Source organism: Burkholderia sp. 9775_39, from assembly GCF_015712225.1.
GTDB classification, from domain to species: Bacteria; Pseudomonadota; Gammaproteobacteria; order Burkholderiales; family Burkholderiaceae; genus Burkholderia; species Burkholderia cenocepacia.
This window is the reverse complement of sequence record NZ_JACCQC010000010.1, coordinates 157,194-182,891: the sequence shown is the minus strand read 5'-3', so window position 1 is coordinate 182,891 and position 25,698 is coordinate 157,194. Positions and strand designations below refer to the sequence as shown.

Here is a 25,698-nt window from a genome sequence, read left to right as displayed (position 1 = left end):
GGGGGTGAAATGAGGGCTGCACCACCGATCCCTCTGATGTTTGAGCCGCGCCGGGCGGGCGTCTCAGCCGGATCGGGCACCAGGTGAAACCGGTGCCCGACCGGCGTTCGCGGCTACGCCGGCGCGGGTGGCGACACGCGCTGCGCCGCGCGTCGCCGCGGCGGCGTCAGAAGCGGTCGGCGAGCCCCATTGCCGGGTCGCTCACCGAGTGGCGGCCGGTTTCCACGCGGCCGGCCACGCGGCGCGAGAAGCTCGCGTCGCTGTCGGCGGTGACGATGAAGTCGTACCAATGGCCGGTCGAGTCGAGTTTCCAGTGCAACTCGGACTGGTCGCCGGCGCGCACCGTGACGGTCCAGGTGGTGCCGGTGCCATGGCCGGTGGCGTTGTCGGTGCCGTGGCCATGACCGTTGCCGCGGTCGTCGTTTCCGCCGTGCCCGGACAGCGGCCCGTAGACCTGGTTCGATTTCACCGTGAAGCGCACCGTGCCGCCGCCGTCGTTGCGCAGCCGCAGATGGAGGTTGCCGCTCGCGCCCGCATAGCCGACGCGCACTTCGGGGTGCGGCGCACGCGCGCCGGCCAGACGGCTCAGGTCGCCGGTGAAGCGGCGGTGATAGCCGTTCGGGCCGAGCACCCACAGGTCATATTTGCCGCCATTGTCGGCGCGCGCGGCCCAGTCGCCGTGCAGTGTCTTGCCCGGCTCGACGACGTAGCGCTGCGGCAGCCGGTCGAGGTGCAGCTTGTCGTAGACGTGAAACACGGCGGCGGCGTGGCCGGTGTTCGCGAACTTCAGCGTGACCGTGCCGGCGCCGGCATCGGTGCGCGCGCTCGCGTGCAGTTCGTACGGCAACGCGCGCGACGGGCGCACGCCGGTCGCCTGCGTCGGCAGCGCGGGCGTGGCGGGCGGCACGATCTTCGGCGCGGTTTGCTGCGCGGCGCTCAGCGCGTCGACCTGGCTTTTCGTCGTACGGCCCGCGAGCGTCGGCAGCGGCTCGTTGTTCGGCGTGCGGAAGTTGAACGCGCTCGTCAGGTCGCCGCACACCGCGCGGCGGTACGCGCTGATCTGCGGCTCCGCGACGCCGAAGCGCTTCTCGAGGAAGCGCAGCGTCGACGTGTGGTCGAACACCTGCGAGTTGACCCAGCCGCCGCGGCTCCACGGCGACACGATCCACATCGGCACGCGCGGGCCCGGGCCGTACGGACGGCCGTCGACGGCCGGCTGGCTCGACGTGGCCGGCGTGAAGTCGTGGTATTCGACCGCGACGTCGGCGGCCGACAGCGTATGGCCGCCCGCGAGCGTGCCGTCGGGGTTGCGCGACGGCACGGCCGGCGACGGCATGTGGTCGAAGAAACCGTCGTTCTCGTCGTAGTTGACCAGCAGCACGGTCTTGCTCCAGACCTCCGGGTTCGCCGTCAGCGCGTCGAGCACGGCCTGCACGTACCAGCCGCCCTGCGCGGGGCTCGACGGCCCCGGGTGTTCGCTGTACGCGGACGGCGGGATGATCCACGACACTTCCGGCAGCTTGCCGTTGCGGATGTCGTCGCGGAACGTCTCGAGAAAGCCGTACGGCATCGTGTTGCCGAAGCCCTTCGCGAGCGGGCTCAGCGGGTCGTCGATCGCCGGATCGTAGAATGCGCCGGCCGCCGTCACCGGCTGCGTGATGTCGGTCGACGCGACGTACGTGGGCCGGCGCGCGGCCGGCATCTGCTCGATCGCCGCGCGCCAGTGGCGGAAGCTCATCATCTCGTTGCAGCCGAAGTTGTCGATCAGGCTCTGGTAGACCTTCCAGTTCACGCCGGCCTGTTGCAGCCGGTCGGCATAGGTCGTCCAGGTCCAGCCCTGGCTCGACGGGCCGATGTCGTTGCCGCCGTTGAACTGGTTGTTCAGCGCGGCGATCTTCACGCGGTTGCCGTCGGCCGGGCTGATGCCGTTCGGGCCGTTGGTGCCGCTCCAGTAGAACAGGCGGTTCGCGATCGTGCCCGTGTGCATCCCGCAGTGGTAGTGGTCGCACAGCGTGAACGCATCGGCGAGCGCGCGCTGGAACGGCACCTCGGCCGCGTCGTAGTAGCCCATCGACAGCGGCGTCTTCGCGTCGGGCCAGCGGTTCATCCGGCCGTGGTCCCACGCGGCCTGCGCATCGGCCCACGTGTGCGGCGTGCCGCCCGCGCGCTGCGCGTTGCCCTGGCGCGCGTCGAGGTGATACGGCGTCACGGTCGCGGCGGGCGTCGCCTTCGTGTACGCCTGGTAGAACACGTCGCGGCCGTTCGGCGACGGCACCGCGAAGCGGTCGCCGTAGCCGCGCACGCCCTTGAACGTGCCGAAGTAGCTGTCGAACGCACGGTTCTCCATCATCAGCAGCACCACGTGCTTAACGTCCTGGATGGTCCCCGTTTCGTGGAAGGCGGGAATCGCGAGCGCGCGGCGGATGCTTGGCGGAAACGCGGACAGCGCGGCGGCGGCGAGGCCGGAACCGGCGGTTTGCTGAAGGAATTTGCGGCGTGACGTCATGGCGTTCGGATCCTGTGAGGGTGGGAGCGTTCGTGCGTTCGTCTGGCGGTGCCCCGGGCGTCGTCTCGCGCCGGAACGACCGGCGATGCGTGCGCGTTGGGCGCATCGGACGCCTGTTGCAGCGGTGCGCGCATCGCCCGATGCGCGACGTCGCGCGGCTGCCGCGGCCGCCGTCGCGATCCTGCGCGCCGTGCGCTCGTGATGCGCGGGGCAGGAGTCGGCACACACCGGGCCGGCGCATGCTGGGCTGGGGCGGCGCCCAGTCTAGGGACGCGACATGACGCAGGCGTGATGAAGAAATGACATCGCATGTCGCGCACGTGACGTTGCGTGCGCAACGATTCGTTCGAGCGCGATGCGAGGTCGAAAACGGTAAGAAATTACCGATCGCCGCACGCGTGACCGGTCAGAATTTTCCGGATGGGCGCGGATCGCGCGAGCGCCCTTGGTTGCGGATGCAACCTGACGTGCAACGGCGTGACACCCGTGTTTCAAATGCGTGAAATCGGCTAAGCTCGATGCGTTGCTGCGCGCCTGCGCAGTCCGCGCGTTCGGCGCGACTTTTCGGAACCGGCCCACCCATGACCGATATCACGATCCGGCACAGCGAGACGCACGACGTCGACGCGATCCGGCAGATCGCCGCGCATCCCGCGGTGTACATGAATACGTTGCAGCAGCCGTTTCCGTCGCTCGAAAAATGGCGGAAGCGGCTCGACAACGTGCGCGAGCACGGCGTGAGCCTCGTCGCCGAAATCGACGGCACGGTGGTCGGCCATCTCGGTCTGCATCCCGAGCCGAATCCGCGCCGGCGCCACGCGGCGGCGCTCGGCATGATGGTCGACGCGGCGCGTCACGGGCGCGGCATCGGCGGTCGGTTGCTCGCGGCCGCGATCGATCTCGCGGAGAACTGGCTGAACATCACGCGTCTCGAGCTGACGGTGTTTACCGACAACCGCGCGGCGATCGCGCTCTACGAGAAACACGGTTTCCGCATCGAGGGCGAATCGCCGGATTACGCGTTGCGCGACGGCGTGCATGCGTCCGTGTATCACATGGCCCGGCTCAAGGCGCGGCCGTGAAGGGCCGGCCGCTGCGGACGTGACGGCACACGCGGCCGCGATGCCGCGCGTCATATTCAATCGAGAATTCGTTCGTTTTCCTTCGGCTGTACCCGTCGTATCGTCGAACGATTTGCCGGTCGCCGCGGCCGGCTTCGCTTTTCCGTATCGATGCATGCGCGGCGCTGCAGGTCGGCCGGCCTCGTCGTCATCGCTTCACGGCCCTCGTTGCGTGCGCGGCATCTCCCTGAAACTGTCTTGTTCAACGGAACCCGCTTCGATGAAAACCGTTCTTCGCAATCTCACCGCCGCCTGCCTGTTCGCCGCCGCCGGTGCGGCGCTTGCCGCTGCCGCGCCCGTGGGCGCCCCGGTGGCGAACGCATCGCCCGACGGTGCGCATCTGCCGCCCGGCATCGCGTGGCAACACGGCGACGTCGACGCCGCATTCGCGCTCGCGAAGCGCGAGGGCAAGCCGCTGCTGCTGTACTGGGGCGCGGTATGGTGTCCGTCGTGCAACCAGGTGAAGTCGACGATCTTCAGCCAGCAGGCCTTCAAGACGCGCTCGTCGTTCTTCGTGCCCGTGTATCTCGACGGCGACACCGAGAGCGCGCAGAAGCTCGGCGAGCGTTTCAAGGTGCACGGCTATCCGACGATGATCCTGTTCCGCCCCGACGGCACCGAAGTGACGCGGCTGCCGGGCGAAGCCGATCTCGACCGCTACATGCAGGCGCTGTCGCTCGGGATGACGGCCGCGCACCCGGTGCGGCAGACGCTCGCGACGGCGCTGAAGAACGGCGCGTCGCTGACACCGGACGAATGGCGCCTGCTGGCCGACTATTCATGGGATACCGACGGTGCGCTGCCGGTGCCGGCCGATCGCGTCGCGCAGACGCTGCAGTCGCTCGCGCAACGCGCGCGGGCGGCCGGGGCGAAAGCCGAAGCGGCGCGCTTCGCGCTGAAGTCGGCGGTGGTCGCCGCGTCGGACGACCCGACGCAGGCCGGTGCGCTCGACAAGGCCGCGCTGGCCGATTCGCTGCGCACGGTGCTGCACGATGCCGCGCTGTCGCGGGCCGATTCGGACGTGCTGGTCGCGGCCCCTGCGCGCGTGGTGGCGTATCTCGGCGGCGACGACGCGCAGCGCACGAAATTGCGCGGCGCGTACGACACGGCGCTGGCGCGCCTGTCGACCGACACCACGCTGTCGTCGATCGACCGGCTGATGGCGCTGCACGGCCGCGTGTTGCTCGCGCGCGGCGATGCGCGCAAGGGCACGCCGGCTGCGGCACCGGCGCTGGCCGACACCGCGCGCAACCAGATCGCCGCGTCGGTGCAGGGCGCGGCGAACGCGTACGAGCGGCAGGCGCTCGTCAGCGAAGGCGCGGACACGCTGACCGACGCCGGCCTGTACGACGAATCGGATGCGTTGCTGAAGGCCGAGCTGCCGCGTTCGTCCACGCCGTACTATTTCATGTCGGGGCTGGCCGCGAACGCGAAGGCGCGCGGCGACAAGGCGGCGGCGCTCGACTGGTATCGCAAGGCGTACGACGCGGCGAACGGGCCGGCGACGAAGCTGCGCTGGGGCGCGACTTACTTCGCGAATGCGGTGGAGCTGGCGCCGAACGATGCGGCGCGCATCGAAGGAATTGCCGCCAGTGTGCTCGCGCAGGCCGACAAGACCCGCGACGCGTTCTACGGCGCGAACCTGCGCGCGCTGACCAAGGTCGTCACGCAGTTGAACCGCTGGCGCGGCAGCGGCGCGCACGACGCGTCGGTCAGGTCGGTCGTCAAGCAGTTCGACGGTGTGTGCGGGAAGCTGCCGGCCGGCGATCCGCAGGCGGCGGCGTGCGCGAAGCTGATCCAGCCCGTGAAGGCGTAACGACGCGCGAGCGCATCGTCGAGCGGGCCGGACGTTCCGTTACCGGCCCGACTGCGACGACGCGCCGCGGTCGCTGCCGTATCCGGCGTCGTGCTGGCGGGCGATCTTCGCTTCGGCGGACATGATGCTGGCCGGATAGAACCAGTCGCTCGACTGGAAGCCGGCCTGCTTGAGCGCCTTGACTTCGGCGTGGACCTGCGCGCGCGTGAGCGGCTGGTTCGACTGGGCTTGCGCGGCAAACGGGGCCGAGACGGCCAGGGCGATGGCGACGGCAGGGATCAGGCGCTTCATGATCGGGACCTCCACGATTCCGGTGAATCGCAGCGCTTCGTTCGTCGAAGCGCCAGGCGACATTGAAACCAGTGTAGGCCCGGGCGGAGGTGTGAAAAATGCGATCGCGCCCAACGCAGTGTTTTGCTCCCGGCAACAATCGGCGGATGGCGGCGGGGCCGCGCAATGCGGCCGGGCGGCCCCACGCGCGCGCGGGCACGGTGGCGTGGATTGGACCTGATTGGCCGGGCAGGGAAATGAAATCGGACCGGATGCGCATTCCGGAATCCGTTCCGGTGCGCATGCGGTCCGATCCTGAAACGCGATGCGGACGGCGACGGACGAACGCCGCCTCGATGCCAGGGCTTACACGAGCCCCGTGGCGTAGTAGACGGCGATCACGAAGAACACCGCGAGCGTCTTGATGACGGTGACCGCGAAGATGTCGCGATACGACTCGCGGTGCGTGAGGCCCGTGACCGCGAGCAGCGTGATGACCGCGCCGTTGTGCGGCAGCGTGTCCATGCCGCCGCTCGCCATCGCGACGACCCGGTGCAGTACGTCCATCGGGATGTTGGCCGCCTGTGCGCCCTTGATGAACAGGTCCGACATCGCGGCGAGCGCGATGCTCATGCCGCCGGACGCCGAGCCCGTGATGCCGGCGAGCGAGCTGACCGACACGGCAGCGTTGACGAGCGGGTTCGGGATGCTCTTCAACGCATCGCTGACGACGAGGAAGCCCGGCAGCGCGGCGATCACGCCGCCGAAGCCGTATTCCGACGCGGTGTTCATCGCGGCGAGCAGCGCGCCGGCGACGGCGGCCTTGGAGCCGGCCGCGAAGCGGTCGCTGACACGCTTGAATGCCGTCAGCACGACCAGCACGATACCGAGCAGCAGCGCAGCCTCGACCGACCAGATCGCGACGACGGTCTTGATCGACGTCGTGACCGGCGCATGCACGCCGGGCAGCACGTCCGGCGCGACCGTGTACGACGCGGCGCCGTACCACTGCGGGATCAGCTTCGTGAACGCGAAGTTCGACACGCCGACGAGGATCAGCGGCAGGATCGCCAGCGCGGGATGGGGCAGCGCCTTCGCCTCGACGCGTTCCGGCTCGTTGACGAGCGACGAGCCGTAGCCTTCGCCCTTCGCCATCGCCGAACGGCGGCGCCATTCGAGATACGTGAGGCCGACGACGATGATGAACAGCGAGCCGATCGTACCGAGCGCGGGCGCGGCCCAGGCGGTCGTCTTGAAGAACGTGGTCGGGATGATGTTCTGGATCTGCGGCGTGCCGGGCAGCGAATCCATCGTGAACGAGAACGCGCCGAGGGCGATCGCGCCGGGCATCAGTCGTTTCGGGATGTTGCTCTGGCGATAGAGTTCGGCCGCGAACGGATAGACCGCGAACACCACGACGAACAGCGAGACACCGCCATAGGTGAGCAGCGCGCACACCGCGACGATCACCGCATTCGCGCGCGAGCGGCCGATGTAGCGGATCGCCGCGTGGACGATCGATTCGGAGAACCCGGACAGTTCGATCACCTTGCCGAACACGGCGCCGAGCATGAAGACCGGGAAGTACAGTTTGACGAAGCCGACCATCTTCTCCATGAAGATGCCGGAGAAGACCGGTGCGACGGCGGCGGGTTCGGTCAGGAGCACCGCGCCGAGCGCGGCGATCGGCGCGAACAGGATCACGCTGTAGCCGCGATACGCGGCGAACATCAGGAACGCCAGCGCGGCGAGGACGATCACGAAAGACAAGGGAGTCTCCTAATGGCTTTGGTTGTTGTTCGATCGCGCGACGCGCCGCGGACCGGCTCAGGTTCGTGCAGGTTTCGTGCCATCGGCCGGATTGCGCCGCCGGACATGGGTCCGCCGGCGGCCGGCGGGCCCGCGCCGACGCAAGTCTGACGATTCTACATAAAACGTCTCCATCCGGAGACGTTTCGGCCATCCGGTCACCCCTCGAAATCGTGCAGGGCATTCCCGGACAACGCATTGCGACGTGTCTCCATAGTGAGATAATCCGTCTCGTTCCGGAGACATCCGGTCGACGATACACGGAGACGAAGACACGATGATGAACGACTGGGCGCGCCTGCCCGTCAACTACGGCGACGTGCTGCGGCGCGCCGCCGAGTCGCTGTTCCGGACCTTCGAGGATTCGAGTGCGGGTACGGTGGTCGTCGATCGCGACGCGCGCGTCGTGTGGATGAACGAGCGTTACGCGGCGCGCTTCGGTTTCGCCGATCCGCAGCAGGCCGTCGGCCTCGACTGCGAGGCCGTGATCCCGAACAGCCTGATGCGGGAGGTGGTGTCGACCGGACAGCCGATCCTGCTCGACATCATGGAGACGGGCCGCGAGCCGCTCGTCGTCACGCGCCTGCCGTTGAAGAACGAAGCCGGCGAGACGGTCGGCGCGATCGGCTTCGCGCTGTTCGACCAGTTGAAGACGCTCACGCCGATTTTTTCCCGCTACGCGCAGCTTCAGCAGCAACTGATCGCGACGCAGCGCTCGCTCGCCCAGGCGCGCCGAGCGAAATACACGTTCGCGAGCTTCGTCGGCACGAGTGCCGCGAGCCTCGAGACCAAGCGCCAGGCGCGCCGCGCCGCGCAGGTCGATTCGCCGGTGCTGCTGCTCGGCGAGACGGGCACCGGCAAGGAGTTGCTCGCCCATGCGATTCACGCGGCGTCGGCGCGTGCGCTCCAGCCGCTCGTGACCGTCAACGTCGCCGCGATTCCCGACACGCTGCTCGAAACCGAATTCTTCGGCGCGGCGCCGGGCGCGTACACCGGTGCCGATCGGAAGGGACGCGTCGGCAAGTTCGAGCTGGCCGATCGCGGCACGCTGTTTCTCGACGAGATCGGCGACATGCCGCTGCCGTTGCAGGGCAAGCTGCTGCGCGTGCTGCAGGATAAGGAGTTCGAGCCGGTCGGCTCGAACCGGATCGTGCGCGCGGACGTGCGCATCATCGCCGCCACGTCGGCCGACCTGCCGGCGCTGGTGACGGCCGGGCGTTTTCGCGCGGATCTCTATTACCGGCTGAACGTGCTGACGATCCATGCACCGCCGCTGCGCGAACGCGCATCCGACATCGCGGCGCTGGTTTATGCGACGCTCGAGGAGCTGGCCGCCCAGCACGGACGCGCCGCGCACTGCGAGCTGACTGACGATGCGCTGCGGATGCTGTGCGCGTATCCGTGGCCCGGCAACGTGCGCGAGTTGCGCAATACGCTCGAACGCGCGCTGATGCTGTCGGACCGTTCGGTGATCGATGCGCGCGCGCTCGCGCCGTTTCTCGGGCCGGTGCGGATCTCGCCGGACGGCGCGGCGCCGGCGCAGCAGGGTGGCGCGGTGCCGGCCGAACAGCGTGCGGACGATGCGTCGACGGCATCCGGTGCGCCGGCCGCCTCGTATGCCGATGCGCTGGCGGCGTGGGAGCGTCAGTTCCTGACCGACGCACTCGCGGCCTGTGACGGGAAGGTCGTCGAAGCGGCCGCGCGCATCGGCATCGGTCGCGCGACGCTGTACAAGAAACTGGCGGCGCTCGGCATCGACCGATAGGCCGATCGGCGATGCCGATGCGGCCCGATGTAACGCATCGAACAGGAGATCACGATGAAGCGGATCGGCATCGCAGGGTGGCTGACCATGTTGCTGGCGAGCTCCGCATTCGCGCAGGCCGGCGACGCCGACACGGCCGACGCGCGGCGCAACTGGTACAACGACCCGTTCGTCGCGCTGTCGCAGGACGTCGCCGAATGCCCGTTGCCGCTCGGCCCGTGGATGACGCGCGCGGAGATGACGGACGATGCGCACTACCGCGCCGAACGCGGCACGACCTGCTGGCTCGCCCATCGCTGCACGAAGCCGAACTCGTATATGTACGATGCGTCGATCGCCGATGCGGCGAAGGCGCACTTCGCGGGCTCCGATCGTCTGCGCGGCACGAGCCTGTGGATTACCGTGCAGCGACGTTTCATCTACGTCGAAGGATGTGCGGATACGAGCGTCGATCGCCAGGCGTTGCAACGTGAATTCGAGGCAATTCCGGACGTCGAGCAGGTGTTCATTCGCATCACCGACGATCCGCGCAAGCGCTTGCCGTACAAGGCGCGCGGACAACCCGACCGCGCGCCGGACTGACGCTCGACGGGCCGCCCATGGCATACTCGCGACATTCAAAAAAAGGTTGACGGGAACCATAATGAAACACATGCTTGCGTCGGTCTGTCGGTGGCCTCGGGCGGCCGTGATGTTGGCTCTGGTTGCAGGGCTCGGCGGGTGCGGTGGCGGTGCTCCGCTGTTCACTTCGGACGGGCGCCCGACCACTCAGGTGCAATGCACCGGCAGCGACTGGAGCAATTGCACGGACAATGCCCGGGCCATGTGCAACGGAGATTTCGACGTGATCCAGCAATCGACGGATGACGCCGTGCGAAATCTTCTCTTCGCGTGCAAGAAGAAGAGCGGTTATTGATCCCGAAATGACCGGCTGAGGAGACCACGATCGGGCGAAGCGCTTTTCTGTTTGCTTGGTGTTACCTATTTTTCACGAATAACACTCACGGAGTCCCATCCATATGGCGACCTACAGGCAACTGTCCGCACAGCTCGAACGGCTTCAGCAAAAGATCGACAAGGAACGTGAAAAGGCGATTGCCGACGCGATTGCCGAAATCCGCGCGAAAATCGACGAATACGACATTACGCCGGAAGAACTCGGTTTTCGCCCGGCAGGATCGGGCGCAGCCGCTGCCGCCGCGAAGCCCAAGCGGACCTTGCCGCCGAAGTACCTGAACCCGAAGACGGGCGAAACCTGGAGTGGTCGCGGGCGGGCGCCGGCATGGCTCGGCAAGAATCGCGGACGTTTCCTGATCAAGGACTGACTCCCGAAAATCCTCACCTTTCGCGTATCGACTGACGGTGCGAACGGCCATGCGGCCTTCGCACCGTTTTGTTTTTGGGCGGTCGCCATGCGATTTTCCGTCGCGAATTGAAGTGCAATGCCGCGCAATGAACGGATCCCGTTTTGCGAATTCGCCGCGATCCGACTGCATATTGCGGGGAATTTCCGTAAACAAGCGCGTAATGGCGCAATGCACGCGCATTGGCATTCGCCATTTTCGAGGTGCACGCGCGACGCGGACTTTCATCACCTTTCGCGTATTGGCGCGGTATGTCGTGCGATTCCCGAAGATACTCACCATGGCTCCTGTAAAACCTCACCTTTGAGCGCGCGACTGCAGCATCGTGCCGCGTTGCCTGCATCGTGCGAGCGGCACTGCGATGCCGTGCCGCGTGTGTTGCAGACCCATGATGCGAGCGTTGACGTCCGTCGAATAGTCGGCCGTTCGGCATATAGGCAGTCGCAGGCGCTTCGCCTATGCTTGGGGTTCGCGTCGATCGGCGCACGGCCCGCGTGGCCGCATGCCGATCGTGTCGTCTTTCGTCACCGCAGGGAGCCGATGTGACCGTTCGCCATCTCGATGCGTTGTTCCAGCCCAAGTCCGTTGCGGTCGTCGGCGCGTCGTCGCGCGCGGGCAGTATCGGCGCGATGGTGTGGTCGCGTGTGCTCGACGGCGCGTTCCAGGGGCCTGTCTGGCCGGTCAATCCGAAATATCGCGAGCTGGACGGGCATGCGGTCGTCTCGGATGTCGACCGGTTGCCCGCGCCGCCGTCGGTTGCCGTGATCTGCACGCCGCCCGCGACCTGGGCCGGCATCGTGCGCAAGCTCGGTGAGCTGGGCACGCGGGTCGCGGTGATCGTCGGCGAGGCGCGCACCGATGCCGATCGCGCCGCGGTCGATCGCACGCTGAAGGCGGCGAAGCCGTTCGTGCTCCGTATCGTCGGGCCCGGCAGCCTCGGCGTGTTGTCGCCGGCGCGGCATGCGCATTTCGGCGCGCCTGCGTATACGGCGCGATCGGGCGGCGTTGCATGGGTATCGCAATCGAATGCGCTGACGAACGCGGTGCTCGGCTGGGCCCATGCGCGGGGCCTCGGCTTTTCGCATGTCGTCGCGCTCGGCGGCGAATCGGACGTCGATGCGGGTGACGTCCTCGACTATCTGGCGAGCGATCCCGGCACGCGCGCGATCCTGCTCGAGCTCGATACCGTGCGCGCGGCGCGCAAGTTCATGTCGGCGGCGCGCGCGGCCGCACGCAACAAGCCGGTGCTCGCGTTACGTACCGGCCGTGCCGATCCCGGCGATGCGCTCTACACGGCGGCGTTCCAGCGCGCGGGCATGGTGCGCGTCGATGCGCTCGACGACCTGCTCGACGAAATCGAGACGCTCGGCGTGGGCCGCGTCACCGCACGGGGGGCGGCGACGCTCGTGACCAGCGATGCGGGCGTGGCGAAACTCGCGGTCGATGCGGTGGCCGAGGTGCGCGACGTGCTGACCGACTGGTCGCCCGCGGCCACGTCGGCCGTCGCGGCCGCGCTGCCGCATCTCGCGGCGCCGGGCAATCCGCTCACGCTGGGCGACGATGCACGCCCCGAACACTTTGCCGCGGCGATCAAGGCGCTCGCCCCGTTTCCGCAGACGGGCACGCTGTTCGTCGTTCATTCCACTTCACACAGTGCGCCGGCCGACCTGGTCGCGCGCACGCTGATCGATTCGCGGCAGTACGCGCATCGCGGCATCCTCGCGTGTTTCTTCGGCGCGGTCGATGCGGCGACACGCGATGCGCTGCACGCGAACGGTATTCCGGTGCACACGACGCCGCAGCGGCTCGCACGTGCGTATGCGCGTCTCGTCGACTACAACCTCGGGCGCCAGCTGCTGATGCAGACGCCGGAGGGCACGCCGCCGCAGCCGGCCGAATGCGTGGCGTCCGCCCAGGCCGACGCGCGCCGCATGGTCGAAGCCGGGCAGCATGAACTGGCCGGCGAAGCCGCGCTGCGCTGGCTGTCCCATTTCGGTCTGCAGGGCGAGCAATCCAGCGAGCCGGCCGGCAAGAAGGTCGTCGATATCACGGTCGACATGTATGACGATTCGAACTTCGGTCCGGTGTTTCGCTACGCCGTGCCGCCGGCGGATGGCGTATCGGCGCCGTTCGTCGTCTACGGTCTGCCGCCGCTGAACACCGTGCTCGCCCGCGCGGTGATGGAGCGCTCGCCGTATGCGCGCAGCACGCCCGTCGAGCCGACGCTCGACGCGCTGACGGCGCTGTCGCAGGTCGTTTGCGACGTGCGCGAAGTCGTTGCGATGTCGGTCACGCTGCGCGTGCTGTCCGACCGCGCATGGGTCGTCGCGCCGCGCATCACGTTGGCTGCAGGGCGCAGCCGGCTCGCGATCATGCCGTATCCGCGGCACCTCGAGCAGACGCTCGAGTGGCATGGCGAGACGGTGACGATCCGTCCGATCCGTCCGGAGGACGAGGCCGCACACAACGAGCTGCTCGGTGCGATGACGCCGGAAGATCTGCGGATGCGTTTCTTCGGCGCGGTGCGCAGCTTCGATCATTCGCAGGTGGCGCGCATGACGCAGATCGACTACGACCGCGAGATGGCGTTCATCGTGTCGTTCACCGACGTGTCGGGGCGCGACCACACGCTCGCGGTGGCGCGCGCGGTCGCCGATCCCGACAACGAGACGGCGGAGTTCGCGATCGCGGTACGGCCCGACCAAAAGGGCAAGGGGCTCGGCCGGCTGATGATGATGCGCATCATCGACTACGCACGCTCGCGCGGCACCGCGTGGATGGTCGGCGAGGCGTTGCGCGAGAATACGGCGATGATTTCTCTCGCGAAATCGTGCGGGTTTGCGGTATCGACGACGGAGGAGCCGGGCGTCGTCGGGTTCAGGATGAAGTTGCAGCCGTAGGCGTCAGTCTGTGGTCCCACGTTGCGAAGGTAACGCATGGCGTCGATGCGGCAATGTCTCGCCATGCCGCACGGTCACTCAGGAATGCAAAGGAGTTGAAGCCAGTATCCGGCATGAAGCGCTCGCCGACGTGGCGAACCTGCCGGTCGAGGCGATATCGTGAAGCCCGGAGGCGCGCCAGCGTACTGCGATATTCGCCCTGCGCAACCGTTCCAAGCGATGTGCTTGCACGCATTCGTGGCCCTATTCCGGCTTCGCACATGCAAAGCCATCACGAAGGTGAGACTTTTCGGGAGCAGCGAGTGAGCTTTTCCGGGACAGCGCGGTGAGCCGATACGGGAGCGTTCGGTGAGCTTTCCCGGGAACGGCCGGTGAGCGCCTGCGGGAAAGGCCGGTGAGCCTTTCCGGGACACCTCGGTGAGCACTTGCGGGAGCGATCGGTGAGGATGTTCGGGAGGCGTCAGTAAGCGTCTCCAGGAGCCTTCGGTGAGACTTTACGGGAGACTGCGGTGAGCGCTTGCGGGATGCCGAGGTGAGCTTTTTCGGGAGCATGCGAACGCACGCCTGCCGCGGGCGCCGCGCCGGCCAATGCCGGCGTGACGCGCAGGTGTGGGCACGCAGGAAGCGTGCCCACGATCACATTCACGCAGCGAGTTTCGACGCCGCGTCGTTCACCTGATCACGCGAAATCGCGAGTTCCTCGAGGTGTGGATCGGCATAGACGGCACCGGTTTCGCGCTCGAGGCGGGCGATCGTCAGCGCACAGCGCGCGGCGTCTTTCGGCATCGCGATGAAGCGCTTGACCGACTCGCCGGACGTGAACGCGTCGAACAGTGCGCCGCGCACGTCGTCCGGAAGCGTCTTGGTCCACTGGTACGGCTTGCCGTTGAACGTGATCGACGGCGGCAGCGTGCGTTCCTTCTTGGTCGCCGTGATGAGCCCGTAGGTGCGCGCCGCGTCGCCGATCTGCTCGGGCGAGAAGAGTTCGTCAGGCGTGATGTCGAACTGCTCGATGTAGTTCTCGATCGCCTGCATTGCGGCGGCACGATCGTCGCGCTTCTTCTGCGCGCGCGCGACGATATCGCGCAGTTCGTCCGCTTCCTCGGGCGTGATCGTGAAGCTTGCCTGCTTCTGCTGAAGTTCGGAGAAACGCTGGAATTCTTGATCGTTCAGAAGTTTGGCCATGACATCCATCGGACACGACGGCCGCGACAACCGGCCGCCGTAGTTTTTGAGAGGGCCGCTATTCTAGCGTAGCGCCGCGGCTGCCCGATGCGACATCGCGCATCGGGCACCGCGCGGGCGTCGTGCGCAATCGCACCCGGCGCCGCTGCGCGATGCCCGGTGCGCGTTGGCGGCGAACCCGCGCGTCAGCAGGTCTCGGTGCGGCACATCGACAGATGGGCGGCCGTGTCGCGCAGTGCGTCGACGACCACGTCGACGGTCGGCGCCATGTGCGCATCGATCCGTCGCATGTACGGACACGTCAGCACGGCCATCGCATGGCCGGCCGGCCCGAGGATCGGCACGGTCAGGTCGGTCACGCCGTAGGCCTGGCGGCTGTCCTGGCGCAGGTAGCCGGACTGCCGGATCGACTGGCATGCATTCGCGAGCTCCTGCTCGTTCAGCGGCGTTTCGCCCTTGACCTTGCGGTGCTCGGCCAGCATGTGCGCGCGTTGCTCGGGGCCCTGGAACGCCAGCAGCGTGCGTCCCGACGCGGTATCGGCGAGCCCGACGCGCGAGCCGAGCCGGACCGACACGCCCCACGGGCCAGGCCCGTCCACCTGCGCGATCACGAGCAGGTTGCCGCGATCGTAGACGGACAGGTGGCACGATTGCTCGGCGGCATCGGCGAAGCGCTGCATCGGCGGCAGCGCTTCGGCGATCAGCCGGTTCATCGGTGGATGCCGGTGCGCAAGCGCGAACAACTTGAGGCTGAGCGTATAGCGGTCGCCGCCGGTCGAACGCATCACGTAGCGGCGTGCGACGAGGCGTTCGAGCATCCGGTAGATCTCGCTCGCGTTACGGCCGAGTTCCTTCGTGATTTCGGTGCGGGTGAGTCCTTCCTTCTGCTCGGACAGGAGTTCGAGAATATCGAGGCCCTTGTCGAGCGCGGGTGCGCGATAGCGGTCGATAGCGGCCATCGATTCCCGTGCGTCGCTGCCGGGAAGCGGGTCGTTGGTTGTCTGCATTGTCGGTGTGAGGTTGGGGGATTACCGTCGATCGGTTGGCGACGCACGCTGGCCGGTTCTGCACGCGTATAGGGCGGGCCCGCGGATGGCAATGAAAGCCATCCGTATGAGCTTAGCAATAAACATACAGTGTGCAATGCAGCGTCTTTTTACCGATCATTACCGGACAAGAACGGATGGGCAAACGTTTCCGATGACAGGGGCACCCCGAATAGCCAGTATTCATGCACCGATGGCAGGCGCCACTGCGAACGATGGTCGTTCCACCGACGCCGGTGCGGCGCGTGCTGCGCCGCAGCGTCGGCAGGCGCACCAATAGTCGGTATCCGTCGCGCGTCATTTCACGGCGCGCGGCCGATGGTACAAAGGCTTGCGGGCCAGCGACGGCGCGGCCGCGCGTGCAGCCGGCCGGCATGGACCGGCACGCGTCGCGGATGCCGGGCCGTCGTCGCCGATGCGCAGACCGGCGGCCGCCCGTTCGATGCGCGCCGTACTTCCGTACGGCGCCGCGATCGCTGCGCCCGCGCGACCCTCGCGCGTCGACGGCATCCCGCATGCGGCGCCGACGCGTGCAATCGACGATCGACAATCAGTCCGGCGCGCGGCTGCGAAAGGCCGCGTCGGCCGGTATCCTGTCCCATTCGACAACAGAGGTTAAGCACGATGAAACTGCTTCGCTACGGCCCGTCCGGCCAGGAAAAGCCCGGCATCCTCGACGCGGCCGGCCGGATTCGCGACCTGTCCGCGCATGTGCCGGATCTTGCCGGCGAGGTGCTGTCCGACGCGGGTCTCGCGCGGCTGCGCGCGATCGATCCGGCCACGCTGCCGCTCGTGTCGGGCGAGCCGCGCATCGGCGCGTGCGTCGGCCACGTCGGCAAGTTCATCGGCATCGGCCTGAACTATGCCGACCATGCAGCCGAAGCCGGCATGCCGGTGCCGAAGGAGCCGGTCGTATTCGGCAAGTGGACGAGCTCGATCTGCGGCCCGAACGACGGCATCGACATCCCGAAGGGGTCGGTCAAGACCGACTGGGAAGTCGAACTGGGCGTCGTGATCGGCGCGAAGTGCAAGGACGTCGACGAAGCGCGCGCGCTCGATTACGTCGCGGGCTACTGCGTCGTCAACGACGTGTCCGAGCGCGAATGGCAGATCGAGCGCGGCGGCCAATGGGACAAGGGCAAGGGTTTCGATACGTTCGGCCCGATCGGCCCGTGGCTCGTCACGCGCGACGAGGTGCCCGATCCGCAGCGTCTCGACCTGTGGCTCGAAATCGACGGCCACCGTTATCAGAACGGCAACACGCGCACGATGGTGTTCACCGTCGCGCAGCTGATCGCGTATCTGTCGACCTGCATGACGCTGCAGCCGGGCGACGTAATCACGACCGGTACGCCACCGGGCGTCGGCATGGGGATCAAGCCGTCGCCGGTATTCCTGAAGGCCGGCCAGATGGTGCGCCTCGGGATCGACGGGCTCGGCGAGCAGTTGCAGAGCACGCGCCACGCGCAATGAGCGCGTGAGCGACGCGGGCCGGCTGGAGGACGCAGCCACCCGCGCTGGCCATGCTGCCCGCCACGTCGGCATGAATGCCGGCGGCGAGCGGCGCGCCCCGAACGACGAGGCAGCTCGAACCAGGGGCCCGATTCCGCGCGATGCGGAATCGGGCCCTTGTCGTATGTCCGCGGCGGTGCGAAGCGGATCAGACCACGTTGTCCAGTTCGCAATGCGCTTCGAGCCGATATCCGTCGGGGTCGACGACGAACGCCGCGTAGTAGCCCGGGCCGTAGTGCTCGCGCTTGCCGGGGCCGCCGTTGTCCTTGCCGCCGTGCTCGAGCGCGGCGCGGTAGAACGCATCGACCTCGACCGGCGACGCGGCCTTGAACGACAGGTGCAACCCCGAATCGGGATCGGCGGCGACCGGGCGAGCCGCGTGCTGCAACCAGAGCTCGGGCTCGGTCGTGCCGTACCCGATCGCGTTGTCGTCGCTATACAGACGCTTGTAGCCGAGTGCGCCGAGCGTGCTGTCGTAGAAGGTGCGGCTGCGGCCAACGTGTGCAACGCCGAATGAAAGGTGATCGATCATCTGTGGTTCTCCTTGAACTGAGGGGGACGTCAGAACGGCAAACCTGCCTGGAGGCACCATGCCAGCCGCTTGCAGCGAAGCGCGCCGAGCGTACTCGCCTCGTACGTGCGGCCGGCGACGGTGTGGATAACGCTGAACGAAAAGCGATCGATCATCTGTGTCTCCTTGGATTGAAGGGAGCGTCGGTGCAGCAACCTGTTTTTAACCACCATGCCGGTTATGTTAGAAATCGCTCCGGCGCTTGTCAACCGGCATGGTGGTTAGATACGATCGCGTCATGAGAAAAACGCAACCTTCCGTCGCGATCGACTGCCTGATCCCGGCGCCGCCCGAGACGTTGAGCCTCGATTTCGCGAACACGCTGTACTGGCGCGGCAGCGATCCGCCGACGGAAACCTTCGGCGCGCTGGACGACCTGCTCGCGTGGTGCCGCGAGCAGGCCGGCGTACCGGCCGGGCTGGTCGACGCGTGTCGTGAGCAATATCTGAACCCGAAGAAGAATGACGAGCCTCCGATGCTCGCGCAGGCGCTCGCATTGCGCGAGGCGCTCTACCGGCTCTTTCACGCGCAAGCGGAGCAGCGCGAGCCACAGCCCGACGATCTCGCGCTGCTCGGCGGCTTTCTGGCGGAAGCGTCGCCGCGCGTTGCGCTGGCGCGCGTCGACGGCCGCTACGCGTGGCGGATCGATGCGTCAGGTGCGACGCTCGCGGGGCTGCTGAGTCCGGTGCTGTGGTCGGCGATCGACCTGCTCGGCGGCGCGCGGCTCGCGAAGGTCAAGCGCTGCGCGAACGATGCATGCCAGTGGCTGTTCATCGACGACAGCAAGAACGGCAGCCGACGCTGGTGCTCGATGTCGTCGTGCGGCAATCGCGCGAAGGCGTATCGCCACTATCACAAGGCCGAATGACGGGGCGGCCCGAACCTATTTCGCCGACAGCTTGCGCCACAGCGTCGTCTTGCTGATGCCGAGCATCGCGCAGGCGCGATCGCGGTCGCCGCCGCACGCGTCGAGTACCGCGCGGATCTCGTCGGCTTCCGCGCGACGGCGGCGTGCGTGGAGCGTTTGTCCATCGTCGTCGGCGCCCCCACCGACGTCGGGCGGCGCGGCGAACAGCTCGGGCGCGATCACCTGCAGCGCGCCGGGGGCGAGCGCCGCACACGCGGCGTCCGGATCGCTCTCGTCGACGTCCTCGGCCAGCTCCACCGCGATCCGCTCGACCACGTTCTGCAACTCGCGCACGTTGCCCGGCCAGCGGTAGCGCGCGAGCGTCGCTTGCGTCGCGCCGAGCACGCGCAGCGCGTCGTCGGTGTCGCGCACGCGTTCGGCGAGACGCGGCTCGCGCCGCGCGGCCTGCACGAGCAGTGTCGCCGCGAGCGCGGGAATGTCGGCCGCGCGTTCGCGCAGCGGCGGCAGGCCGACGTTCAGGATGTTGAGCCGGTAATAGAGATCCGCGCGGAACGTGCCGGCCTCGACGGCCGCGAGCAACGGCCGGTGCGTCGCGGCGATCACGCGCACGTCGATGCGGATCGGCTCGGTCGAGCCGAGGCGGATCACCTCGCGTTCCTGCAGCACGCGCAGCAGCCGGCTCTGCAGCGACGGCGGCATCTCACCGATTTCGTCGAGAAACAGCGTGCCGCGATGCGCGGCCTCGAACAGGCCGGTCTTGCCACCGCGCCGCGCGCCGGTGAATGCGCCTTCCTCATAGCCGAACAGTTCGCTCTCGAGCAGCGCTTCCGGAAACGCGCCGCAGTTGACCGCGACGAACGGATAGCTGCGCCGCGCGGACAGCGCATGCAGGCTCTGCGCAATCATTTCCTTGCCGGTGCCGCTTTCGCCGAGCACGAGCACGGTCGCGTCGGATTTCGCATAGCGGCGCACGAGCTCGCGTACGCGCGTCATCGGCGCCGAGGCGCCGACCACGTCGTCGAGCGCATAGCGGGCCGCGAACTGCTGCGTGGTCGGTTGCGAACGCAGCGCGCGATCGAGCCGTTCGACCGCGCGCGATTCCTGGAACGTCAGCACGCTGCCCGACGTGACGCCGCGATCGACCAGCGGCCCGCGATGCACGACGTAGCGCACGCCGCGCACGGTCGCGAGCGCGTCGCCGTCCTCGCCGCGCAGTGTGCGCAGTTCGGGCCGCAGGTCGACGAGCGCGCGGCCGACGGCCGCCGCGGGTTCGACCCCGAGCGCCGACGCGAGCCGTTCGTTGATCGCCTCGACGCGGCCGTGCGCGTCCAGCGCGACCACACCGTCACGCAGATGCTGCAGCAGCGTGTCGAGCCGCTGGCGGCGGAATGCCTCGGCGTGCGTCGCATACGCGACTTCGAGCGCCGTCTCGACGGCCTTGCGCACCGACGCGTGCGAATACAGGAACACCGCACCCATGCCGGCGCTGGCCGCGAGATCGGTGACGAGGCCGGGGCCGACGATCGTCTCGATGCCGCGATCGCGCAGGTCGTGCACGCAGGCTTCCGCTTCCTGCGCGGACTGATATGACGCAAACTGCACGTCGAGGCCGTACGCGGCGACGAAGCGACGCACTTCGGGCGGCGTTTCGCCGGCGCTGACGAGCGCGATCCGCGTCGCGTCGCGTCGCGCGCGCGCGAGCGCCTGCATCACGTCGAAGCCGGTCGGCGACACGACCACCACCGGCACCTGCGCACGCGTTTTCAGGAAGCCGCCGTTCGAGCCGGCCGCGACGATCACGTCGGGCCGCGCGGTGCCAGCCTCGGCGATCGCGCCGAGCGCATCCTCATAGGCGCGCGTCACGATGCGCACGTCGGCGCGTTCGTCGAACTCGCCGGCGATCTCGCGAAACAGGTCGCGCAGGCGGCTGATGCCCATTGCCCAGATGCGCGGACGCACCGTGCGGTCGGCCGGGCCGACGGGCTTGGTCGAAGAGAGGTCCATGACCGCCGATTATGCGCGCGCGATTTCATTTTTGAAACACGAAATTGCCGAATTGAAATATTCCGGCGCCGCCTCGCCCGGGGCGGGTGCTTAAGAATCAGTGGGTTAGCGACGTTTCGCAAGCTGGCCCGGTCCTTGCTGTTATCGGGCATTCCATCAGGAGGCCGTTCATGAGCAATACGCATCTTCAGAGCGCCGGCGCGAAGTTCCGCGCGGCAGTCGCGGCCGAGCAGCCGCTGCAGGTGGTCGGCGCGATCACCGCGTACGCGGCCAAGATGGCGCAGGCCGTCGGCTTCAAGGCCGTGTACCTGTCGGGCGGCGGCGTCGCCGCGAACTCGCTCGGCATCCCCGACCTCGGCATCAGCACGATGGAAGACGTGCTGATCGACGCGAACCGGATCACCAACGCGACCGACCTGCCGCTGCTGGTCGACATCGACACGGGCTGGGGCGGTGCATTCAACATCGCGCGCACGGTCCGCTCGTTCATCAACGCCGGCGTCGCGGCCGTGCACCTCGAGGACCAGGTCGGCCAGAAGCGTTGCGGCCACCGTCCTGGCAAGGAAGTCGTGCCGATCGACGAAATGGTCGATCGCGTGAAGGCCGCGGTCGATGCGCGTACCGACGACCAGTTCGTGATCATGGCGCGCACCGACGCGGCCGCCGCGGAAGGGATCGACTCGGCGATCGAGCGCGCGGTCGCGTACGTCGAAGCCGGCGCGGACATGATCTTCCCGGAAGCGATGAAGACGCTCGACGACTACCGCCGCTTCAAGGCCGCCGTGAAGGTGCCGATCCTCGCGAACCTGACCGAATTCGGCTCGACGCCGCTGTTCACCGTCGACGAACTGCGCGAGGCGAACGTCGACATCGCGCTGTACTGCTGCGGCGCGTATCGCGCGATGAACAAGGCCGCGCTGAACTTCTACGAAACGCTGCGCCGCGACGGCACGCAGAAGGCGGCCGTGCCGACGATGCAGACGCGCGCCGAGCTGTACGACTTCCTCGGCTATCACGAATACGAGCGCAAGCTCGACGAACTGTTCGCGCAGGGCAAGAAGTAACGCGGCCCGCATCCCCCGATACCCATTGGAGAAACAAAACATGAGCGAGACGAAAGACGCAGCAGCACCGGCCGCCGCAGGCGCATTCAAGCCGAAGAAGTCGGTGGCGCTGTCGGGCGTGACGGCCGGCAACACCGCGCTGTGCACGGTCGGCAAGACCGGCAACGACCTGCACTATCGCGGCTACGACATTCTCGACGTCGCCGAATCGTGCGAATTCGAGGAAATCGCGCACCTGCTGGTGCACGGCACGCTGCCGAACCTGACCGAACTGGCTGCGTACAAGACCAAGCTGCGCGCGCTGCGCGGCCTGCCGAGCGCGCTGAAGGCCGCGCTCGAGCAGATTCCGGCGTCGGCGCATCCGATGGACGTGATGCGCACCGGCGTGTCGGTGCTCGGCACCGTGCTGCCGGAAAAGGACGACCACAACCTGCCGGGAGCGCGCGACATCGCCGACCGCCTGATGGCGTCGCTCGGCTCGATGCTGCTGTACTGGTATCACTTCTCGCACAACGGCAAGCGCATCGAGACGGAAACCGACGACGACTCGATCGGCGGCCACTTCCTGCACCTGCTGCACGGCAAGACGCCGTCGAAGTCGTGGGTCGAGGCGATGCACACGTCGCTGATCCTGTACGCGGAGCACGAATTCAACGCATCGACGTTCACGGGGCGCGTGATCGCGGGCACGGGCTCGGACATCTACTCGGCGATCACCGGCGCGATCGGCGCGCTGCGCGGGCCGAAGCACGGCGGCGCGAACGAAGTCGCGTACGAAATCCAGAGCCGCTACAGCTCGCCTGACGACGCCGAAGCCGACATCCGCCGCCGCGTCGAGAACAAGGAAGTGGTGATCGGCTTCGGTCACCCGGTCTATACGATCTCCGATCCGCGCAACAAGGTGATCAAGGGCGTCGCGCACAAGCTGTCGAAGGAAGCGGGCGACCTGAAGCTGTACGACATCGCCGAGCGCCTCGAATCGGTGATGTGGGACGCGAAAAAGATGTTCCCGAACCTCGACTGGTTCAGCGCCGTGTCGTATCACATGATGGGCGTGCCGACCGCGATGTTCACGCCGCTGTTCGTGATCTCGCGTACGTCCGGCTGGAGCGCGCACATCATCGAGCAACGCATCGACAACAAGATCATCCGCCCGAGCGCGAACTACACGGGCCCGGAAGACCTGCAGTTCGTGCCGATCGAGAAGCGCTGAAACGCCCGCCGCGCGTGCCGGCGCCCGTGAGGATGCGGGCCGCCGGCGCGCGCGGAACGTCATACCCAGATTTCCGCCCCACATCATGAATACCGCCAACCGCAAACCCCTGCCCGGCACGTCGCTGGACTATTTCGACGCGCGTGCCGCGGTCGACGCGATCGCGCCCGGCGCGTACGACACGCTGCCGTACACGTCGCGCGTGCTTGCCGAAAACCTCGTGCGCCGCTGCGATCCGGCGATCCTCGCCGATTCGCTGAAGCAGATCATCGAGCGCAAGCGTGAACGCGATTTCCCGTGGTTCCCGGCGCGCGTGGTGTGCCACGACATCCTCGGGCAGACGGCGCTCGTCGATCTCGCCGGCCTGCGCGACGCGATCGCGGACGGCGGCGGCGACCCGGCGAAGGTGAACCCGGTCGTGCCGGTGCAGCTGATCGTCGACCACTCGCTCGCCGTCGAATGCGGCGGCTTCGATCCGGACGCGTTCGCGAAGAACCGCGCGATCGAGGATCGCCGCAACGAGGATCGCTTCCACTTCATCGAGTGGACGAAGAAGGCGTTCGAGAACGTCGACGTGATCCCGCCGGGCAACGGCATCATGCACCAGATCAACCTCGAGAAGATGTCGCCGGTGATCCAGGCGCAGGATGGCGTCGCGTTCCCGGACACCTGCGTCGGCACCGACAGCCACACGCCGCACGTCGACGCGCTCGGCGTGATTGCGATCGGCGTCGGCGGGCTCGAAGCCGAGAACGTGATGCTCGGCCGCGCGTCGTGGATGCGCCTGCCCGACATCGTCGGCGTCGAGCTGACCGGCAAGCGTCAGCCCGGCATCACCGCGACCGACGTGGTGCTCGCGCTGACCGAGTTCCTGCGCAAGGAAAAAGTGGTCGGCGCGTACCTGGAATTCCGCGGCGAAGGCGCGGCGAGCCTCACGCTCGGCGATCGCGCGACGATCTCGAACATGGCGCCCGAATATGGAGCTACGGCCGCGATGTTCTTCATCGATGGCCAGACGATCGACTACCTGCGCCTCACCGGCCGCAGCGACGAGCAGGTGAAGCTGGTCGAGACCTACGCGAAGGCAGCGGGCCTGTGGGCCGATACGCTCGCGAACGCGCAGTACGAGCGCACGCTGACGTTCGACCTGTCGAGCGTCGTGCGCAACATGGCCGGCCCGTCGAACCCGCACAAGCGGCTGCCGACGTCGGATCTCGCCGCGCGCGGCATCGCCGGCCAGTGGGAAGAGAAGCCGGGCGAGATGCCCGACGGCGCGGTGATCATCGCCGCGATCACGAGCTGCACGAACACCAGCAACCCGCGCAACGTGATCGCCGCCGCCTTGCTCGCACGCAACGCGAACGCGAAGGGCCTCACGCGCAAGCCGTGGGTGAAGAGCTCGCTCGCGCCCGGCTCGAAGGCGGTCGAGCTGTATCTGGAAGAGGCGAACCTGCTGCCCGAACTCGAGAAGCTCGGCTTCGGCATCGTCGCGTTCGCGTGCACGACCTGCAACGGGATGTCGGGCGCGCTCGATCCGAAGATCCAGCAGGAGATCGTCGATCGCGACCTGTACGCGACGGCCGTGCTGTCCGGCAACCGCAACTTCGACGGCCGCATTCACCCGTATGCGAAGCAGGCGTTCCTCGCATCGCCGCCGCTCGTGGTCGCGTATGCGATCGCCGGTACGATCCGCTTCGACATCGAGCGTGACGTGCTCGGCCACGATCCGGACGGCCAGCCCGTCACGCTGAAGGACATCTGGCCGACCGACGAGGAGATCGACGCGATCGTCGCGTCGAGCGTGAAGCCCGAGCAGTTCCGCAAGGTCTACGAGCCGATGTTCGCGCGCAGCGCCGATGCGGGCGAGCGCGCGGCGCCGCTGTACGACTGGCGCGCGCAGAGCACGTACATCCGCCGTCCGCCGTACTGGGAAGGCGCGCTGGCCGGCGAGCGCACGCTGAAGGGCATGCGCCCGCTGGCGGTGCTCGGCGACAACATCACGACCGACCACCTGTCGCCGTCGAACGCGATCCTGCCGAACAGCGCGGCCGGCGAGTACCTCGCGAAGATGGGCCTGCCGGAAGAAGACTTCAACTCGTACGCGACGCACCGGGGAGACCACCTGACCGCGCAGCGCGCGACCTTCGCGAACCCGACGCTCGTCAACGAGATGGCGGTCGTCGACGGCGCGGTGAAGAAGGGCTCGCTCGCTCGCGTCGAGCCGGAAGGCAAGGTCATGCGGATGTGGGAAGCGATCGAGACGTACATGAATCGCAAGCAGCCGCTGATCGTCGTGGCCGGCGCCGACTACGGCCAGGGCTCGTCGCGCGACTGGGCCGCGAAGGGCGTGCGGCTCGCGGGCGTCGAGGCGATCGCCGCCGAAGGCTTCGAGCGCATCCACCGCACGAACCTGATCGGGATGGGCGTGCTGCCGCTCGAGTTCAAGCCGGGCACCAACCGGACGACGCTCGGCATCGACGGCACCGAGACCTTCGACGTGATCGGCGAGCGCACGCCGCGCGCCGATCTCACGCTCGTGATTCATCGCAGGAACGGCGAACGCGTCGAGGTGCCGATGACGTGCCGGCTCGATACGGCCGAGGAAGTGTCGATCTACGAAGCGGGCGGCGTGCTGCAGCGGTTCGCGCAGGACTTCCTCGAATCGTCGCAGGCAGCCTGACCGG

The 25,698-nt window shown here is 67.7% G+C and carries 20 protein-coding genes; 12 read left to right on the top strand and 8 right to left on the bottom strand.

All coding sequences use genetic code 11. From position 1 onward, the window contains the following. Nucleotides 1–166 precede the first annotated feature (166 nt). On the bottom strand, nucleotides 167–2,506 hold the full coding sequence (locus H0X90_RS16180) for a phosphocholine-specific phospholipase C (protein WP_034203163.1): 2,340 nt from the start codon (nucleotides 2,504–2,506) through the stop codon (nucleotides 167–169). Between the two features lie 581 nt (nucleotides 2,507–3,087). On the opposite strand from H0X90_RS16180, the gene H0X90_RS16175 reads away from it, so the two are divergent. Continuing rightward, nucleotides 3,088–3,588, top strand: coding sequence for a GNAT family N-acetyltransferase (locus tag H0X90_RS16175; protein WP_006490146.1), 501 nt, complete (start codon nucleotides 3,088–3,090; stop codon nucleotides 3,586–3,588). A 259-nt stretch (nucleotides 3,589–3,847) separates the two neighbouring features. Continuing rightward, the gene (locus H0X90_RS16170; protein WP_077189891.1) at nucleotides 3,848–5,443 is read left to right on the top strand and encodes a thioredoxin family protein; all 1,596 of its coding nucleotides are present in this window, start codon (nucleotides 3,848–3,850) and stop codon (nucleotides 5,441–5,443) included. Between the two features lie 39 nt (nucleotides 5,444–5,482). Here H0X90_RS16170 and H0X90_RS16165 read toward each other — a convergent pair whose 3' ends face one another. Together H0X90_RS16165 and H0X90_RS16160 are read right to left on the bottom strand one after the other, a co-directional pair. Next, nucleotides 5,483–5,734, bottom strand: coding sequence for a DUF4148 domain-containing protein (locus H0X90_RS16165; protein ID WP_006490126.1), 252 nt, complete (start codon nucleotides 5,732–5,734; stop codon nucleotides 5,483–5,485). Nucleotides 5,735–6,079: 345 nt separating this feature from the next. Then, a complete protein-coding gene (locus H0X90_RS16160; RefSeq protein WP_034203165.1) occupies nucleotides 6,080–7,483 on the bottom strand; it encodes a GntP family permease in 1,404 nt (467 codons plus the stop codon). Between the two features lie 316 nt (nucleotides 7,484–7,799). Here H0X90_RS16160 and H0X90_RS16155 point away from each other — a divergent pair, with 316 nt between their 5' ends. The 5 genes from H0X90_RS16155 to H0X90_RS16135 all read left to right on the top strand — a co-directional run bounded on the left by H0X90_RS16155 (nucleotide 7,800) and on the right by H0X90_RS16135 (nucleotide 13,551). After that, on the top strand, nucleotides 7,800–9,287 hold the full coding sequence (locus tag H0X90_RS16155; RefSeq protein ID WP_006494351.1) for a sigma-54-dependent Fis family transcriptional regulator: 1,488 nt from the start codon (nucleotides 7,800–7,802) through the stop codon (nucleotides 9,285–9,287). Nucleotides 9,288–9,341: 54 nt separating this feature from the next. Beyond that, nucleotides 9,342–9,869, top strand: coding sequence for a BON domain-containing protein (locus tag H0X90_RS16150; RefSeq protein ID WP_006490158.1), 528 nt, complete (start codon nucleotides 9,342–9,344; stop codon nucleotides 9,867–9,869). A gap of 61 nt (nucleotides 9,870–9,930) precedes the next feature. After that, nucleotides 9,931–10,203, top strand: coding sequence for a hypothetical protein (locus tag H0X90_RS16145; RefSeq protein ID WP_012493616.1), 273 nt, complete (start codon nucleotides 9,931–9,933; stop codon nucleotides 10,201–10,203). 103 nt (nucleotides 10,204–10,306) lie between these two features. Next, the gene (locus tag H0X90_RS16140) at nucleotides 10,307–10,612 is read left to right on the top strand and encodes an H-NS family nucleoid-associated regulatory protein (protein ID WP_006494353.1); all 306 of its coding nucleotides are present in this window, start codon (nucleotides 10,307–10,309) and stop codon (nucleotides 10,610–10,612) included. 581 nt (nucleotides 10,613–11,193) lie between these two features. Next, entirely contained in the window at nucleotides 11,194–13,551 is a 2,358-nt protein-coding gene (locus tag H0X90_RS16135) for a GNAT family N-acetyltransferase (RefSeq protein ID WP_077189892.1), read from the top strand. Between the two features lie 642 nt (nucleotides 13,552–14,193). On the opposite strand, the gene H0X90_RS16130 is transcribed toward H0X90_RS16135, so the two are convergent. Beyond that, nucleotides 14,194–14,745 (bottom strand): hypothetical protein, encoded by a 552-nt coding sequence (locus H0X90_RS16130; RefSeq protein ID WP_034178622.1) that lies wholly within the window; start codon nucleotides 14,743–14,745, stop codon nucleotides 14,194–14,196. Between the two features lie 176 nt (nucleotides 14,746–14,921). Then, nucleotides 14,922–15,743 carry an IclR family transcriptional regulator gene (locus H0X90_RS16125; RefSeq protein WP_006490143.1) on the bottom strand — a complete coding sequence of 274 codons (822 nt, stop codon included), beginning with the start codon at nucleotides 15,741–15,743 and terminating at the stop codon, nucleotides 14,922–14,924. Nucleotides 15,744–16,406: 663 nt separating this feature from the next. On the opposite strand from H0X90_RS16125, the gene H0X90_RS16120 reads away from it, so the two are divergent. Beyond that, nucleotides 16,407–17,255, top strand: coding sequence for an ureidoglycolate lyase (locus tag H0X90_RS16120; RefSeq protein ID WP_034203167.1), 849 nt, complete (start codon nucleotides 16,407–16,409; stop codon nucleotides 17,253–17,255). 187 nt (nucleotides 17,256–17,442) lie between these two features. On the opposite strand, the gene H0X90_RS16115 is transcribed toward H0X90_RS16120, so the two are convergent. Next, nucleotides 17,443–17,826 carry a VOC family protein gene (locus H0X90_RS16115; protein WP_058902418.1) on the bottom strand — a complete coding sequence of 128 codons (384 nt, stop codon included), beginning with the start codon at nucleotides 17,824–17,826 and terminating at the stop codon, nucleotides 17,443–17,445. Between the two features lie 29 nt (nucleotides 17,827–17,855). Beyond that, a complete protein-coding gene (locus H0X90_RS36035) occupies nucleotides 17,856–17,981 on the bottom strand; it encodes a hypothetical protein (RefSeq protein WP_006494357.1) in 126 nt (41 codons plus the stop codon). Between the two features lie 122 nt (nucleotides 17,982–18,103). Between H0X90_RS36035 and H0X90_RS16110 the strand changes: the two genes are divergently transcribed. Next, entirely contained in the window at nucleotides 18,104–18,733 is a 630-nt protein-coding gene (locus H0X90_RS16110) for an ABATE domain-containing protein (protein WP_227739730.1), read from the top strand. A gap of 15 nt (nucleotides 18,734–18,748) precedes the next feature. Here H0X90_RS16110 and prpR read toward each other — a convergent pair whose 3' ends face one another. Then, nucleotides 18,749–20,737 (bottom strand): propionate catabolism operon regulatory protein PrpR, encoded by a 1,989-nt coding sequence (prpR, locus tag H0X90_RS16105; protein WP_077189894.1) that lies wholly within the window; start codon nucleotides 20,735–20,737, stop codon nucleotides 18,749–18,751. Between the two features lie 170 nt (nucleotides 20,738–20,907). Between prpR and prpB the strand changes: the two genes are divergently transcribed. The 3 genes from prpB (at nucleotide 20,908) to acnD (ending at nucleotide 25,694) form a co-directional block, all read left to right on the top strand. Beyond that, the gene (gene prpB, locus H0X90_RS16100; RefSeq protein ID WP_006481649.1) at nucleotides 20,908–21,801 is read left to right on the top strand and encodes a methylisocitrate lyase; all 894 of its coding nucleotides are present in this window, start codon (nucleotides 20,908–20,910) and stop codon (nucleotides 21,799–21,801) included. A 40-nt stretch (nucleotides 21,802–21,841) separates the two neighbouring features. Continuing rightward, a complete protein-coding gene (prpC, locus tag H0X90_RS16095) occupies nucleotides 21,842–23,014 on the top strand; it encodes a 2-methylcitrate synthase (protein ID WP_006491569.1) in 1,173 nt (390 codons plus the stop codon). A gap of 85 nt (nucleotides 23,015–23,099) precedes the next feature. Next, nucleotides 23,100–25,694: a Fe/S-dependent 2-methylisocitrate dehydratase AcnD gene (gene acnD, locus H0X90_RS16090; protein WP_006481668.1), complete on the top strand. Its 2,595-nt coding sequence runs from the start codon at nucleotides 23,100–23,102 to the stop codon at nucleotides 25,692–25,694. Nucleotides 25,695–25,698 lie beyond the last annotated feature (4 nt).

Coding starts and splice junctions, on each gene's coding strand:
- H0X90_RS16180 (WP_034203163.1), bottom strand. CDS start 2,506: ATGACGTCACGCCGCAAATTCCTTCAGCAAACCGCCGGTTCCGGCCTC.
- H0X90_RS16175 (WP_006490146.1), top strand. CDS start 3,088: ATGACCGATATCACGATCCGGCACAGCGAGACGCACGACGTCGACGCG.
- H0X90_RS16170 (WP_077189891.1), top strand. CDS start 3,848: ATGAAAACCGTTCTTCGCAATCTCACCGCCGCCTGCCTGTTCGCCGCC.
- H0X90_RS16165 (WP_006490126.1), bottom strand. CDS start 5,734: ATGAAGCGCCTGATCCCTGCCGTCGCCATCGCCCTGGCCGTCTCGGCC.
- H0X90_RS16155 (WP_006494351.1), top strand. CDS start 7,800: ATGATGAACGACTGGGCGCGCCTGCCCGTCAACTACGGCGACGTGCTG.
- H0X90_RS16150 (WP_006490158.1), top strand. CDS start 9,342: ATGAAGCGGATCGGCATCGCAGGGTGGCTGACCATGTTGCTGGCGAGC.
- H0X90_RS16145 (WP_012493616.1), top strand. CDS start 9,931: ATGAAACACATGCTTGCGTCGGTCTGTCGGTGGCCTCGGGCGGCCGTG.
- H0X90_RS16140 (WP_006494353.1), top strand. CDS start 10,307: ATGGCGACCTACAGGCAACTGTCCGCACAGCTCGAACGGCTTCAGCAA.
- H0X90_RS16130 (WP_034178622.1), bottom strand. CDS start 14,745: ATGGATGTCATGGCCAAACTTCTGAACGATCAAGAATTCCAGCGTTTC.
- H0X90_RS16125 (WP_006490143.1), bottom strand. CDS start 15,743: ATGCAGACAACCAACGACCCGCTTCCCGGCAGCGACGCACGGGAATCG.
- H0X90_RS16120 (WP_034203167.1), top strand. CDS start 16,407: ATGAAACTGCTTCGCTACGGCCCGTCCGGCCAGGAAAAGCCCGGCATC.
- H0X90_RS16115 (WP_058902418.1), bottom strand. CDS start 17,826: ATGATCGATCACCTTTCATTCGGCGTTGCACACGTTGGCCGCAGCCGC.
- H0X90_RS36035 (WP_006494357.1), bottom strand. CDS start 17,981: ATGATCGATCGCTTTTCGTTCAGCGTTATCCACACCGTCGCCGGCCGC.
- H0X90_RS16110 (WP_227739730.1), top strand. CDS start 18,104: ATGAGAAAAACGCAACCTTCCGTCGCGATCGACTGCCTGATCCCGGCG.
- prpR (WP_077189894.1), bottom strand. CDS start 20,737: ATGGACCTCTCTTCGACCAAGCCCGTCGGCCCGGCCGACCGCACGGTG.
- prpB (WP_006481649.1), top strand. CDS start 20,908: ATGAGCAATACGCATCTTCAGAGCGCCGGCGCGAAGTTCCGCGCGGCA.
- prpC (WP_006491569.1), top strand. CDS start 21,842: ATGAGCGAGACGAAAGACGCAGCAGCACCGGCCGCCGCAGGCGCATTC.
- acnD (WP_006481668.1), top strand. CDS start 23,100: ATGAATACCGCCAACCGCAAACCCCTGCCCGGCACGTCGCTGGACTAT.